This window comes from Paraglaciecola sp., assembly GCF_039943935.1.
Taxonomy (GTDB): Bacteria; Pseudomonadota; Gammaproteobacteria; order Enterobacterales; family Alteromonadaceae; genus Paraglaciecola.
In genome coordinates this window covers 23,162-37,024 of sequence record NZ_JBDUZQ010000011.1, presented here as the reverse complement: position 1 = coordinate 37,024, position 13,863 = coordinate 23,162, and the positions used below count along the sequence as shown (strand labels likewise).

Here is a 13,863-nt window from a genome sequence, read left to right as displayed (position 1 = left end):
GCCTTTCTAATCTCTAAAGTTCGTAAACTGCAATGGTAAATCTAACTCAGCTTCTTTAGCTAGGCGCATAGCACTTTGTAAATCGTCGCGCTTTTTACCTGTAACTCTGACCTTATCTTCTTGTATTTGAGCTTGAACTTTTAGTTTAGATTCTTTTAGTAATTTAATTATTTTCTTTGCATTAGGTTGTTCTATGCCTTGAATAAACTTAACTGCCTTCTTGTAAGTTTTGCCGGTAACGTCAATATCTTGTGGATCAAGGGCGGCGTTACTTACTCCTCTTTTGGCGCAGGCACTACGCAATATATCCATCATTTGTTTAATTTGAAAATCACCCTCAGCTTTTAATGTTACCGTTTCATTAGTATATTCAAATGATGCCTCTACACCTCTAAAGTCAAATCGTGTACTTAGTTCTCTACTTGCATTATCGACTGCGTTTTTAACTTCTACTAAATCAATTTCTGAAACTATATCTAATGAAGGCATGTTTGCTCCTTATGTAACAAATTAGTGATTAAATTATATGGAAAAAAAAGCCCGTTTTATATGCAATATTCGCTATAAAACGGGCTTTGATATGTTGGTTACTAATTACTTAGTTTGAAGACCACGTTTCTCCATGGAAGCATAAATAAATTTAGCCTGTATTAGGGTAATAACATTACTTACTAACCAGTAAAGTACTAAACCAGCTGGGAATATAAAGAAGAATAAACTCATGGCTACCGGCATAAATTGCATTATTTTCTGCTGCATAGGATCTGTCATAGTCATAGGTTGTAGTTTTTGTAATAAATACATACTTGCACCCGTTAATATGGGTAGAACAAAATACGGGTCTTTAGCACTTAAGTCAGTAATCCAAAATATGAAATCAGCATGCCTCAGCTCTACACTTTCAAGTAATACCCAGTATAAAGCTAAGAATATAGGCATTTGTAGTAATAATGGAAAACAGCCACCCATAGGATTAACTTTATCCTTCTTATACAGCTCCATCATACCTTTTTGTAGTTTTTGCTTATCGTCGCCACATCGCTCTTTTAAAGCATCCATTTTAGGCTTTAGCGCGCGCATTTTTGCCATAGATTCATATTGTTTTTTGGTTAAAGGATACATTGCCCCTTTAACGACTATTGTGATCAAAATAATGGCGTATCCCCAATTACCTACTATGTTGTGTATCCATTGTAGGAAATAGAATAAGTATTTTGAAATCATCCATAAAAAACCATAATCAACTGTTAGATCTAATCCTCGAGCAAGTTGTTCTAAGGTATCTTGATCTTTAGGGCCTAAATATAAAATACTATTTATTTGTTTAGTTTCGCCTGGTTGAATGACAATAGACTCACCAGTAAATCCAATCACTCCATTCGTATTTTGCTTTATGGTACTGAATAATTTATTAGTTTGTTCTTGAGGTGGTACCCAAGCAGAAACAAAATAATGCTCTATCATGGCGACCCAACCTGCTTTTGTGGTTTCTCGTAGATTTTTATCGGCCATATCATCAAAGGCATATTTTTCGTATATATCTTCTTCTATTGAGTAAGCTCCCCCACGATATACCGGCATAAACATGCTACCGTCTTGTTCAAGCATACTTTGCTTTAATTGACCAAACTGTTGCATTTGTTTTGGAGTATTAGTGTTGTTTTCTACTACATAGCTAACATCTATTTTGTGACTCCCTTTTGTGAATATAAAGTTTTTAGTAACTTTCATTCCATCTTGGGTCACTAAAGTAAGAGGGACGGTCAATGTGTCACCCTGTAGTGTATATTCATCTTGTATTGTTACGTAGGTAGGGCGGCCTTTTGCATCAATACCATCTTGTCCGATAAGACCACTTTGGGCTATAAATAATTTATCTCCACTGGGTCTAAGTAAACTGTATAGCTCTTCAGAGTCCTGCTCTAACGGATATTTAGCAAGGTTAGCTGAGACAACATCACCTCCTTTAGTATCTATACTTAATATTAATGTGTCTGTTACTACAGAAATTAATTTTCCGTTAGTTTGGTTAGTTGCTTGTATAGTTTGACCATCAATAAAGGCTACAGGGATATCGTCTGATCCTACTGTTGAAGAGTTTGCACTAAAGGCTTCTTGAGAAGTATTAGTTGAAGATTCTATCGGTTGTGGACCGTAATCTACCTGCCATTGTTGCCATAATAGAAAACCGACCATAGCTAGGCCAATAAACAAAAAACTACGTTGAGATTCCATAAAGTACTCTAATTAACTGCTAAATTTGTGGGCGATTTATTTAAGTGTTTGCTCATATATTAAATCACGGCGATATTACTGTTTTATTTATTACCTGCTCTTTATAAGGGCAGTTGCGTAAAAATCATTCTTTATTTGTTTTTTTTTCTGGTACTGGATCATATCCACCTTGGTGGAGAGGATGACATTTTAGTATGCGTTTGATACTTAACCAACTTCCAATAAAAAAACCATGCTCTTTTATTGCTCCAATTGCGTAATAAGAGCAACTAGGATGAAAGCGGCATGTTGGGCCCAGCATTGGAGAAATAACTTTTTGATAAAGTTTAATTAATCCTATTGGGATTTTTCGCAACGCTTCGCTAATTTTTTCCATAATTTATTAAGTAAGAAAAACAGTTCCTGGTTTGATAATTTATCTAAGCCACTTTTACCGACTACAACTATATCAATATTTGGAAACGAATGACGTTGTAATCGAAAACTCTCACGTATTATACGTTTAAGTCTATTTCTGTCGTGGGCATATTTAATTCTTTTTTTAGATAAAGTAATACCTAGACGAGGGTTGTCTGTTTCGTTAAATCTAGCTAATAGAGTAAGTTGGGGAGAAACTGCAGGAGTTGCATTATTGAAAACATATTCAAAGTGGGTGGGAGTAAGTAATCTTAGCTCCCGAGAAAAGTTATTTTCACCCACCTTGGATAATTAAGCTGATAAACGAGCACGGCCTTTAGCACGACGATTAGCAATGACCTTACGGCCATTCTTAGTCGCCATACGGGCACGAAAACCGTGTGAACGCTTACGCTTTAAGTTGCTTGGTTGAAATGTTCTTTTCATGACCTAGTCCCGTTACATAAGGTTAAACAAAATGAACACGGTAATAACCAATGTATGGTTCGACTGTGCTCAAAAATGACGCTGAATAATAGAGATCACTGGTACCTTTGTCAATTAATTAGTGATAGTTCATTATAATTTTATTCAATTACTGCTGTTTAACGCCTTAATCGGTAAAAAAACTAAATATTTTTGATAAGTTCTATATTTTCTACTTTTTATCCACAGTATTTGACTTATTATTAGTTTTAAGTAACAAAAATATAGTTATAGTAGCGATATTAAATGATATAAAAAATTATTGATTTATTAGTTTTTTCCCCTTTAAAGTAAATAAATATAAGGATTTAACAACTTAAATGAATTTATTTTAAAATGCCTGTTGCCTTGGGTGAGTGTTTAGCGAGATAATTCACAGCTAGTTTGAAAGTTTACATTTTCAACTCGAATTTAACTGTAATTTATTAATTTTTAATTTTTAGTATTTTACGTATTTATTCTTTGTAGCCTATGTTTTACAAGGCTGGAGTAGTTTTTTTTAATGTCTATATGGAATCAGTGCCTCGATAGGTTACAGCAAGATTTACCTATTCAACAGTTCAGCATGTGGATAAGACCACTTCAAGCAGATTATAGTGACGAATATCTCACATTATTTGCTCCTAATCGCTTTGTTTTAGATTGGGTCAGAGATAAGTATTTTGTTCAAATTACACAGCTATTGTCAGAGTTTTGCGACAACAAGCCTCCTCAATTAAGGTTTGAAGTGAAGCTTGCTGATGTTGGTGTAAGTGCGCCATCAAAAATTGTAACTAGGTCTTCGACTGTCTCTACTACACCGTCTGTAGTTAAAAATTCTGCAGCAAGTGGGGTCGCTGCTTTAGCTAATCATAATTTCAATTCTCCAGTAGTTGATACGACTCCTGCTCATAAAAGTAATATTAACCTTACATATAAGTTTAATAATTTTGTTGAGGGTAAATCAAATCAACTAGCAAGAGCAGCGTCTCAACAAGTCGCCGATAATCCTGGTGGTGCCTATAATCCATTATTTATATACGGTGGGACAGGTTTAGGTAAAACACATCTGTTACATGCTGTAGGCAATGGAATTATAGATAATAAAAAAGATGCCACGGTTGTTTATATGCAATCGGAAAGATTTGTTCAAGATATGGTTAAGGCATTACAGAATAACGCGATAGAAGAATTTAAGCGTTATTATAGATCTGTAGATGCTCTACTAATTGATGATATTCAATTTTTTGCCAATAAAGAGCGCTCTCAAGAAGAGTTTTTTCATACTTTTAATGCTCTATTAGAAGGTAACCAACAGATTATTCTTACTTCCGATCGTTATCCAAAAGAAATAACTGGGGTAGAAGACAGGCTTAAGTCTAGATTTGGATGGGGATTAACTATAGCTATTGAACCTCCTGAACTAGAAACAAGAGTGGCTATTTTAATGCGGAAAGCAGTTGAGAATAAAATATTTTTACCAGATGAAGTCGCGTTTTTCATTGCTAAAAGATTAAGGTCAAATGTTAGAGAACTCGAAGGTGCTTTAAATCGTGTTATTGCTAATGCTAATTTTACGGGTCGCCCAATAACCATAGATTTTGTTAGGGAGGCTCTTAGGGATTTATTAGCGTTACAAGAAAAGTTAGTCACAATTGATAACATTCAAAAAACGGTAGCAGAATATTATAAAATTAAAATGGCAGATATATTGTCTAAACGCAGAAGTCGAAGTGTAGCTAGACCTAGGCAAATGGCTATGGCTCTTGCTAAAGAATTGACGAATCGTAGTTTACCTGAGATAGGGGATGCCTTTGGCGGAAGGGATCATACTACTGTATTGCATGCATGCCGAAAAATATTACAGCTAAGGGAAGAAAGTCATGATATAAAAGAAGACTATCAGAACTTAATTCGTACCCTATCTTCATAAAAAATTACGAGTAGAAAATGAAATTTAGTATTAGTCGGGAAAACTTTTTACAACCTCTTCAATTGGTGTCAGGGGCAGTAGAACGTCGCCACACTTTACCTATATTATCGAATGTACTTATAAAAGTTAGTGAGAACTCACTATGGTTGACTGGAACTGACCTAGAGGTTGAGCTCATCTCAAATGTTACCCTTACTGATTCATTTGTGGAAGGTGAAATCACCGTGCCAGCTAAAAAACTTCTTGATATTTGTAGAGGTTTGGCAGATGGCAGTAATATAGACTTTAGCGTTGATGGTAACAAAGCGATTTTACGTTCTGGAAGAAGCAAATACAGTTTATCTACATTGTCAGCTGAAGATTATCCTAATTTAGAAGATTGGCAGGGTGAGCTAGAGTTTGAAATATCTCAAGCAGACCTAAAGCATCTAATTGATAGTACGCATTTTTGCATGGCTCAACAGGATGTACGTTATTATTTAAATGGTATGTCTCTAGAGACTGAAGATAATCTTATTCGAACTGTAGCTACAGACGGACACCGGCTGGCTTTATGTCGCCTAGCTTACGAAAATGCAACTTTACCAAATCGTCAAGTGATCATTCCACGTAAGGGTGTGTTAGAAATAATAAGACTTATTGAAGACGATGAAAAGCAAGTTAAGGTTCAAGTAGGTTCTAATCACATTAGAATATTTTCTACTGACTTTATCTTTACAAGTAAGTTAGTCGATGGAAGATTTCCTGATTATCGTCGCGTATTACCTAGGGATGGTGATAAAAAAATTGAGTCTAGCAAAGATGTATTAAAGCATGCATTTTCTAGAGCCTCGATTCTTTCTAATGAAAAATTTAAAGGTGTGCGTTTAAATTTATCTAATGGTGAGCTTAAAATTACGGCAAATAATCCAGAGCAAGAAGAAGCAGAAGAAATCGTAGATGTTGATTATCAAGGTGATAATCTAGAGATAGGTTTTAATGTTGCTTATCTGATAGATGTAATGAATGGTTTAAGTTGTGAAGATATTAGGATCACCTTGGCCGATTCAAATAGCAGTGCTTTATTAGAAGATGCGAAAGATGATTCAGCTCTTTACGTTATTATGCCAATGAGGCTTTAGATTGAGATTGTATAATCAAGTTACTTGTTAAAATGTTTCGACAAATATGAAGCTTGATAGAGTACAGATAAGTGATTTCAGAAATCTAGATAACTTGTCGTTTAGACCCAATAAAAATATAAATGTTTTTATTGGGGAAAACGGCAGCGGGAAATCCTCAATACTCGAAGCATTACATTACTTAGGGTTCGCTCGTTCTTTCAGAACATCTAAACACAAAAATGTTATTCAAGCTAAAAAAAACTGTTTTACTATTTTTTGTTCTAGTAAGAGTGATGATGACGGGCCCCCAAATAAATTAGGTATCAGTCGGCACAGGGATGACAGCTGCGTTGTAAATATAAACGGTATCAAATCTAAAAAAGCATCTGATTTAGTTAGCTGTTTACCTATTCAAATTTTTACTCCTCAAAGCTCTGACCTACTGTTAGGAGCCCCAAAACTCCGAAGGCGTTATGTAGATTGGTTATTGTTTCACGTGGAACATGCTTTTAATTTGGAGTCTTCTGTTTTATCTAAAAGCCTTAAACAACTTAATGCTTTGTATAAAGACAAGGGCGCTAAACATCAGGATGATAGCTATTGGAAAGACTTATTTTGTAAGCAAAGCAATACAATTACAGACTACCGTCAAAATATATTGAATAATGGCCTGATACCTATGATTTATTCGATATTAACAGACTTTTTACCTGAGTTTTGCTTCGAAATTTCGTATTATAGGGGGTGGGAAAAAGAACTCAGTTTAAAGCAATGTTTAGATAAAAATAGCTTAAAAGATAGAAGAAACGGCTTTGTAAGCGTCGGACCTCATAAGGCGGATTTGAGAGTCAAGATTGGCGGTATTGGCGCACATGAAATTCTATCGAGAGGACAGTTAAGAATGCTTGTAGCAAGTATGCAATTAGCTCAAACGCTGTTTTTACAAACTATTACTAATAAGCCATCTATATTCTTACTCGACGATATTGGTGCAGAATTAGATGAAGATAAACGAAGAATATTTATATCTAGATTAAGCCAATCAAATACGCAATTATTTGTTACAGCGATTGACATAAATCAATTGGACTTTATAAAAAATTATAATGAAAAAACAGTGTTTCACGTGGAACATGGTCATGTGAGAGAGGAGATTTAATTAAATGGCAGAAGAAAATGTTTATGATTCGTCTAGTATCAAAGTCCTAAAGGGATTAGATGCTGTTAGAAAAAGACCAGGAATGTATATAGGTGATACCGATGATGGAACAGGTCTTCATCATATGGTTTTTGAAGTTGTTGATAACTCTATAGATGAAGCGCTTGCTGGGCATTGCTCGAGTATTAATGTAAAAATACATATTGATGGCTCTGTTTCAGTTAAAGATGATGGTCGTGGAATTCCTACAGAAATTCATGAAGAAGAAGGTGTATCAGCAGCTGAAGTTATCATGACGGTTCTTCATGCAGGTGGTAAATTTGATGATAATTCATATAAAGTTTCTGGTGGTTTGCACGGTGTTGGTGTTTCTGTTGTTAATGCCTTGTCTAAGAAGTTGCAAATACAAATAAGACGAGCTGGTAAGCTTCATGAGCAGGATTATCATCACGGTGAACCTCAGGCTCCATTAGGTGTAATAGGTGACTCTACAACTTCAGGAACAAGCATTCGTTTTTGGCCAAGTGAAGACACTTTTACTAATGTTGAATTTCACTACGATATTTTGGCTAAAAAATTACGTGAACTATCGTTCTTAAACTCAGGCGTTTGTATCATTCTTGAAGATGAACGAGATGGTAAAGTTGATCGATTTGAATATGAAGGTGGTATAACTGCTTTTATTGAATATCTAAATCAAAATAAAACTCCTATACATCAGAAAGTATTCTATTTTGAGTCTAACCGTGAAGATGGGATATCTGTTGAAGTCGCTATGCAATGGAATGATAGCTTCCAAGAGAATGTATTCTGCTTTACTAATAATATTCCACAGAAAGACGGTGGTAGCCACTTAGCTGGTTTTAGAGGGGCGTTAACACGTACTCTAAATAGCTTCATGGACAAAGAAGGTATGGCGAAGAAGTCAAAAACTAGTACAAGTGGTGATGATGCCAGAGAGGGTTTAACTGCAATTATTTCTGTAAAAGTACCTGACCCTAAATTTTCTTCTCAGACTAAAGATAAACTTGTTTCTTCAGAAGTAAGGCCTGCAGTAGAAACCGTTATGGGTGAGAAGCTACAAGAGTTTCTATTAGAAAACCCTGGTGATAGTAAAATTATTGTAGGTAAGATTATTGATGCTGCTAGAGCTCGAGAAGCTGCAAGAAAAGCAAGAGAGATGACAAGGAGAAAAGGTGCCTTAGATTTAGCTGGCTTACCAGGTAAATTGGCTGATTGCCAAGAAAAAGATCCAGGTCTTTCTGAACTTTATATTGTGGAAGGGGACTCTGCTGGCGGTTCAGCTAAGCAGGGTAGAAATCGTAAAAACCAGGCAATTCTTCCTTTAAAAGGTAAAATTCTAAACGTAGAAAAAGCTCGTTTTGATAAAATGCTATCATCTCAAGAAGTTGCAACTTTAATTACGGCCTTAGGTTGTGGTATTGGTAGAGATGAATATGATCCCGAGAAACTTCGTTATCATCGAATTATCATCATGACAGATGCTGACGTTGATGGATCGCATATTCGTACACTATTGTTAACGTTCTTTTACCGTCAAATGCCAGAAATTATAGAACGTGGCTATATCTATATTGCTCAACCACCTTTATATAAAACGAAGAAAGGTAAGCAAGAGCAATATCTAAAAGATGATGATTCTTTAACTAAATACTTAACCTCAATCGCGTTAGACAATGCCTCGCTTTACGTGAATGAAGATGCACCGAGTATTACTGGGGTAGCGTTAGAGAACTTAGTAAAACTTTATCAAGATACTACCAGTATGATCACTCGTATCAGTAGAATCATGCCTGAAGTTATCTTAAACAAACTTGTATATAGCACAACATTGCAGCCTGAAGATGTAAGTGACGAAAGTAAATTAACAGAATTTGCTAAAGGCTTTACTATCGCATTAACTCGTGATGAAGTTGATGGGGCAACGTATACGTATGATGTACGTTATGATTCAGAAAGAAGTTATTGGTTTGTCGCTATTATCATTAGGTTACATGGCATTGATACCGAATATAAATTAGACAAAGAGTTTATAGACTCTAATGAATATAAACGTATTAAAGAGTTGAATCTCGCTATAAATGGCATAATAGAGTCTACAGGATATGTGAAAAGAGGTGAGAAGACTAAGCCGGTTGCGTCATTTGTTGATGCACTTGATTGGCTAATGGCTGAGTCTAAACGTGGTCAATATATCCAGCGTTATAAAGGGTTAGGAGAAATGAACCCTGGTCAATTATGGGAAACTACGATGGACCCAACTTCACGTAGAATGCTTCAGGTAAAAATCGAAGATGCAATTGGAGCTGATCAACTATTTACTACCTTAATGGGTGACCAAGTTGAGCCTAGACGAGCATTTATTGATGAAAATGCTCTAAAAGTAGCAAACTTAGACGTATAGGTCATATTGTAAAATTTGAGATATAAAAAAGCCGCTTGAAAGCGGCTTTTTTATTAAATATCAATAGCTTAGTAATTAGTTGACCTTTTTGATACTGACCTTAGGAGACCCAAAACCACTAAAATCTATAGTAAACTCAAACATACCCGTTTCTGTAGGTGTAAATACAAAGTTATTATCTGTTGTTTCGCAATTAGCTCTATAACGTGTCCCGAGTTTTACTACAATATTCGACTTATTTGCATACCCACAATTTAAACCTGGAGTCCAGTTTACATCTGCAAACTTGAAGTCATAAGGTTGTCCATCGGCGATTAACTCAATGCGCGTAGCGAAAACTTGTTCTGCTACCTCTTTAAGTTTGTATTGTTCATCAGCTTCCCACCAAGAAAAAACGCCTCTTAAGTAGAGCTGATCGTAACCTTCATTTTTAGCAAATTCTTCAATGACAGTTGATGCACAGCCACTAAAAAACAAAAAAAGTAATACGCTAAAAGTTTTTATGTTCATATTGTTCATATATAACATCACCTAAAACTTAGTATGAAAATCTCAATTTAAAACAGAAATGTCTGCACAACTTAAAAATAAGCCTCGAAGTCTAGCCAATAATGACAGTCTATTTGATTTTATAGCTTCATCTTCTGACATTACCATAACATTATCGAAAAACGCGTCTATGGGTAGTCTTAATTCTGCTAAGTGAGTTAATGTTGACTGATAGTTAGATACTGCTAATAGAGGTTTTATTTTAGCTTCTACGTCTTCTAAACTATTCACTAAAGCTACTTCAGCAGCTTCTGTTAAAAGTGTTTTGTCTAAAGGTGTTTTAATGTCTATCGGATTCTTAGCTAATATATTGGCAACTCGTTTATTCGCTGCGGCCAATGCTTCTGCAGATTCTAATGTATTGAAAGCTTTTACCGCTTCAACTCGTGCTGCAAAATCTGCTGGGCGAGTAGGGCGATTAACTGCCACTGATTGAACTACATCAGATGTTACACCTTGCTCAGCATACCAAGCTTTAAATCTAGCCAAAACAAAATCAACTACATCATTACACAGGCCATCTGATTTGATTTTTTCATCAAATGTAAAGATTGAAGCTTTAACTAACTCGACTAAATCCAAGGGTAAATTATTCTCGACTATAATTCGCAACACGCCTATTGCCGCACGTCGAAGCGCGAAGGGATCTTTATCTCCTTTAGGTGTTTGACCTATTCCAAAAATCCCAACTAAAGTATCTACTTTATCTGCTAACGCAACACTCATGCTAACTTGAGATGTAGGTAAGGTATCTCCAGAGTACCTTGGCATGTATTGTTCGTTTTGAGCTAACGAAACTAATTCAGGTTCTCCATCTAACCTAGCATAGTGCATACCCATTACACCTTGAACATCTGGAAACTCCATAACCATATTTGTCATTAAGTCTGTCTTACTTAATAAGCCAGCTCTAAAAGCAATTTTTGGATCTTCAACACTAAGTTTGGTAGCTATTGTTTCTGCTAACTGAGCTATACGTTGGCTTTTTTCATATAAAGTGCCAAGCTGCTTTTGAAAAATAATTGTTTTTAAACTTTCTAAACGAGACTCTAATGACGTCTTTTTATCGGTATTAAAGAAAAACTCTGCATCAGCTAGCCTTGGTCTAATGACTTTTTCGTTGCCGCTAATTATTACGTTTGGATCTTTGCTTTCAATATTTGTTACAAATACAAAAGTAGACTTTAATTTGCCTTCAGAATCTAGAAGAGGAAAGTATTTTTGATCATCTTTCATTGTATAAATTAATGCTTCTTTGGGAACGTCTAAAAACGACTCCTCAAAATTCGCAGATAGCGCTACCGGCCATTCAACTAATGATGTAACTTCATCTAATAAGTCTTCATTGATGTCAGCAATTCCATTTTCTTTTTGGGCAACGGCTTCCACTGCCTTTAACACTTTATTTTTGCGTTGTGTAAAGTCAGCCATAACATAGTTTTCTTCTAAAAGGCTGATATAGTTATCAGCTGAGTCTATCGATATATCCCCTTCAGAGTGAAATCTATGACCTTTAATGGTTCTGGATGAAGTAATCCCTAACACTTTTCCTTCTACTAGTTCGCTTCCATATAGCATGGTAAAAGTATGTATTGGGCGAATAAACTGGGTATCTGTAGAACCCCAACGCATAGCTTTAGGAATAGGTAATGCTTTTAGGGCTTTTTCTACTAAGGTCGCTAACAAGCTTTGAATGGATTTTCCTTTGACCTCAGCTTTAAACAGTAGCCACTCGCCTTTATCGGTTTTAAGTGACTCAGCTTCACTAACTTCTATTCCATTAGACTTAGCCCAACCTTGTGCTGCTTTAGTTGGCTTTCCTTCAGAATCAAATGCTGCTTTTATTGCTGGACCACGTTTTTCTACAGTTTTGTCTGCTTGAAATTCTGCTAACTCTTCTACCCTAACGGCAAGTCGCCTTGGTGATGCATACCAAAACACTTGTTTAAATTCAATATCGTTTTCAATCAACAGCCTTTCGATATTTTCTTTAAAAGCGGTAGCTAATTTAGATAAAGATTTTGGTGGTAACTCTTCTGTACCTACTTCTACTAATAAATTGTCTATGCGCATGGCTACTTCTCCTTCTTACACATTGGAAAGCCAAGGTTTTCTCTAGCTTGGTAATAAGCCTCAGCGCAAGCTTTTGACAGTGACCGAACTCTTAATATATATCTCTGGCGCTCAGTAACTGATATAGCGTGTCTCGCATCTAGTAAATTAAATACATGTGAGGCTTTCATTACTTGCTCATAAGCGGGTAAGGGTAGGTTAGCTTCTATAAGCTTTTGACTGTCTTTTTCACACTGATCAAATGTAGTAAATAATGCATCGACATCTGCATATTCAAAATTATAAGTCGATTGTTCAACTTCATTTTGATGAAATACATCGCCATAGGTTACTTTACCCATTGGACCATCAGTCCAGACTAAATCATAAATACTATCAACACCTTGAATATACATAGCTAGACGTTCTAAACCATAAGTTATCTCTCCTGTAACCGGTGAACACTCAAGGCCGCCAACTTGTTGAAAATAAGTAAATTGGGTAACTTCCATTCCGTTTAGCCATACTTCCCAACCTAAGCCCCATGCACCCAGCGTTGGAGACTCCCAATTATCTTCGACAAAGCGAATATCATGAACAAGTGGGTCAAACCCTAGCTCTTTGAGTGAGCCTAGATAGAGTTCTTGTATATTATTTGGAGAAGGTTTCAACATAACCTGAAATTGATAGTAATGTTGCAGTCGATTTGGGTTTTCACCATATCGACCATCCGTAGGACGTCGACAAGGTTGGACATAAGCACTGTTGATTGGCTCGGGCCCTATTGAACGTAAGAAAGTCATTGGGTGGAAAGTGCCCGCCCCGACTTCCATATCTAGAGGTTGGATTATTACACAACCTTGTCGGGCCCAATAATCTTGAAGCGCTAAAATTAGCCCTTGGAATGTTTTACAATCAAACTTCTGCATTTTCCCCTGCCACACTATCAATAAAATAAAAAAACATTCGTAAGTATACCTTTTGTAGAGCCGTCAATGTACCTCTAAAGGTGATTTAAACGGCATTATGCTTTCGCGGTAGGCTTTTTACTTTGGTTTATAATTTGATTTTAGACAATCGGCACAGTATGCCTAATGGGCTATTGTGAACTTAGTAAGTAATGAAACTTCATTAAGTATTTTAGTGGCTAGTGTTGCTTCAATCTCTTCCCTAAATAAGTCTTGCTGATAGGTGTCTTTCTTTGATTGGGCTTTTCTTTTTTCGTGAGTGGGTAGGTGCTCTACAGCTAAAAAAAGCTCGTATATTGCAGGGTATTGATCACTAACCTTGGATTTATTAGATACAGGCAAACACTCTAGTAAGTGCACCAATCTAATACAACCTTCAGACAGATTACACTGTTGTTGTTCAATGGCTAAAGAAATTGTTTGTATACTCTCGACTATTTTTTCGATTCGTAACTTTGTCGTGTTTTCTCTTTGCCTTTTCTGGGACTGTAGCTTAAATAAAAGCGAACCTGCATAGAATGAAAGCCCTGCAATTACAATCATAGAGATAATTAGTAATAGATAGATCATAAGTTAAT

General features: G+C 35.9%; 13 protein-coding genes. 4 read left to right on the top strand and 9 right to left on the bottom strand.

The genetic code is table 11. The features are described 5' to 3' along the window. Positions 1–6: 6 nt before the first annotated feature. The 5 genes from ABJD71_RS07120 to rpmH all read right to left on the bottom strand — a co-directional run bounded on the left by ABJD71_RS07120 (position 7) and on the right by rpmH (position 3,078). Positions 7–489, bottom strand: a complete 483-nt coding sequence (locus ABJD71_RS07120) for a YajQ family cyclic di-GMP-binding protein (RefSeq protein WP_348166671.1) — start codon at positions 487–489, stop codon at positions 7–9. A 105-nt stretch (positions 490–594) separates the two neighbouring features. After that, positions 595–2,235 (bottom strand): membrane protein insertase YidC, encoded by a 1,641-nt coding sequence (yidC, locus tag ABJD71_RS07115; RefSeq protein WP_348166668.1) that lies wholly within the window; start codon positions 2,233–2,235, stop codon positions 595–597. A gap of 124 nt (positions 2,236–2,359) precedes the next feature. Continuing rightward, entirely contained in the window at positions 2,360–2,611 is a 252-nt protein-coding gene (gene yidD / locus ABJD71_RS07110) for a membrane protein insertion efficiency factor YidD (protein ID WP_348166665.1), read from the bottom strand. Next, positions 2,572–2,934, bottom strand: coding sequence for a ribonuclease P protein component (rnpA, locus tag ABJD71_RS07105; protein ID WP_348166662.1), 363 nt, complete (start codon positions 2,932–2,934; stop codon positions 2,572–2,574). Before rnpA ends, yidD begins: the two co-directional genes overlap by 40 nt. A 9-nt stretch (positions 2,935–2,943) precedes the next feature. Continuing rightward, a complete protein-coding gene (gene rpmH, locus ABJD71_RS07100) occupies positions 2,944–3,078 on the bottom strand; it encodes a 50S ribosomal protein L34 (RefSeq protein ID WP_007615483.1) in 135 nt (44 codons plus the stop codon). 541 nt (positions 3,079–3,619) lie between these two features. Here rpmH and dnaA point away from each other — a divergent pair. Genes dnaA through gyrB form a run of 4 tightly spaced genes read left to right on the top strand, consistent with a single transcriptional unit; the run spans position 3,620 to position 9,716 of the window. Continuing rightward, positions 3,620–5,029 (top strand): chromosomal replication initiator protein DnaA, encoded by a 1,410-nt coding sequence (dnaA, locus tag ABJD71_RS07095; RefSeq protein WP_348166659.1) that lies wholly within the window; start codon positions 3,620–3,622, stop codon positions 5,027–5,029. A 17-nt stretch (positions 5,030–5,046) separates the two neighbouring features. After that, positions 5,047–6,150: a DNA polymerase III subunit beta gene (gene dnaN / locus ABJD71_RS07090; RefSeq protein ID WP_348166656.1), complete on the top strand. Its 1,104-nt coding sequence runs from the start codon at positions 5,047–5,049 to the stop codon at positions 6,148–6,150. Between the two features lie 46 nt (positions 6,151–6,196). Next, a complete protein-coding gene (recF, locus tag ABJD71_RS07085; protein ID WP_348166654.1) occupies positions 6,197–7,291 on the top strand; it encodes a DNA replication/repair protein RecF in 1,095 nt (364 codons plus the stop codon). A 4-nt stretch (positions 7,292–7,295) separates the two neighbouring features. After that, positions 7,296–9,716, top strand: coding sequence for a DNA topoisomerase (ATP-hydrolyzing) subunit B (gene gyrB, locus ABJD71_RS07080; RefSeq protein WP_348166651.1), 2,421 nt, complete (start codon positions 7,296–7,298; stop codon positions 9,714–9,716). 75 nt (positions 9,717–9,791) lie between these two features. On the opposite strand, the gene ABJD71_RS07075 is transcribed toward gyrB, so the two are convergent. The 4 genes from ABJD71_RS07075 to ABJD71_RS07060 all read right to left on the bottom strand — a co-directional run bounded on the left by ABJD71_RS07075 (position 9,792) and on the right by ABJD71_RS07060 (position 13,855). After that, the gene (locus ABJD71_RS07075; protein WP_348166648.1) at positions 9,792–10,235 is read right to left on the bottom strand and encodes a hypothetical protein; all 444 of its coding nucleotides are present in this window, start codon (positions 10,233–10,235) and stop codon (positions 9,792–9,794) included. A gap of 33 nt (positions 10,236–10,268) precedes the next feature. Continuing rightward, positions 10,269–12,338, bottom strand: coding sequence for a glycine--tRNA ligase subunit beta (glyS, locus tag ABJD71_RS07070; RefSeq protein ID WP_348166645.1), 2,070 nt, complete (start codon positions 12,336–12,338; stop codon positions 10,269–10,271). Positions 12,339–12,340: 2 nt separating this feature from the next. Further along, complete coding sequence (glyQ, locus tag ABJD71_RS07065) at positions 12,341–13,246, bottom strand: glycine--tRNA ligase subunit alpha (protein ID WP_348166642.1); 906 nt, start codon at positions 13,244–13,246, stop codon at positions 12,341–12,343. Between the two features lie 162 nt (positions 13,247–13,408). Next, positions 13,409–13,855, bottom strand: coding sequence for a DUF2489 domain-containing protein (locus ABJD71_RS07060; protein WP_348166639.1), 447 nt, complete (start codon positions 13,853–13,855; stop codon positions 13,409–13,411). Positions 13,856–13,863: the final 8 nt, after the last annotated feature.

Excerpts from the sequence above, each read along its gene's own strand:
- recF (WP_348166654.1), top strand. The coding sequence starts at position 6,197 with ATGAAGCTTGATAGAGTACAGATAAGTGATTTCAGAAATCTAGATAAC.
- dnaA (WP_348166659.1), top strand. The coding sequence starts at position 3,620 with ATGTCTATATGGAATCAGTGCCTCGATAGGTTACAGCAAGATTTACCT.
- glyQ (WP_348166642.1), bottom strand. The coding sequence starts at position 13,246 with ATGCAGAAGTTTGATTGTAAAACATTCCAAGGGCTAATTTTAGCGCTT.
- ABJD71_RS07060 (WP_348166639.1), bottom strand. The coding sequence starts at position 13,855 with ATGATCTATCTATTACTAATTATCTCTATGATTGTAATTGCAGGGCTT.
- rpmH (WP_007615483.1), bottom strand. The coding sequence starts at position 3,078 with ATGAAAAGAACATTTCAACCAAGCAACTTAAAGCGTAAGCGTTCACAC.
- yidD (WP_348166665.1), bottom strand. The coding sequence starts at position 2,611 with ATGGAAAAAATTAGCGAAGCGTTGCGAAAAATCCCAATAGGATTAATT.
- glyS (WP_348166645.1), bottom strand. The coding sequence starts at position 12,338 with ATGCGCATAGACAATTTATTAGTAGAAGTAGGTACAGAAGAGTTACCA.
- dnaN (WP_348166656.1), top strand. The coding sequence starts at position 5,047 with ATGAAATTTAGTATTAGTCGGGAAAACTTTTTACAACCTCTTCAATTG.
- ABJD71_RS07120 (WP_348166671.1), bottom strand. The coding sequence starts at position 489 with ATGCCTTCATTAGATATAGTTTCAGAAATTGATTTAGTAGAAGTTAAA.
- ABJD71_RS07075 (WP_348166648.1), bottom strand. The coding sequence starts at position 10,235 with ATGAACAATATGAACATAAAAACTTTTAGCGTATTACTTTTTTTGTTT.
- yidC (WP_348166668.1), bottom strand. The coding sequence starts at position 2,235 with ATGGAATCTCAACGTAGTTTTTTGTTTATTGGCCTAGCTATGGTCGGT.
- gyrB (WP_348166651.1), top strand. The coding sequence starts at position 7,296 with ATGGCAGAAGAAAATGTTTATGATTCGTCTAGTATCAAAGTCCTAAAG.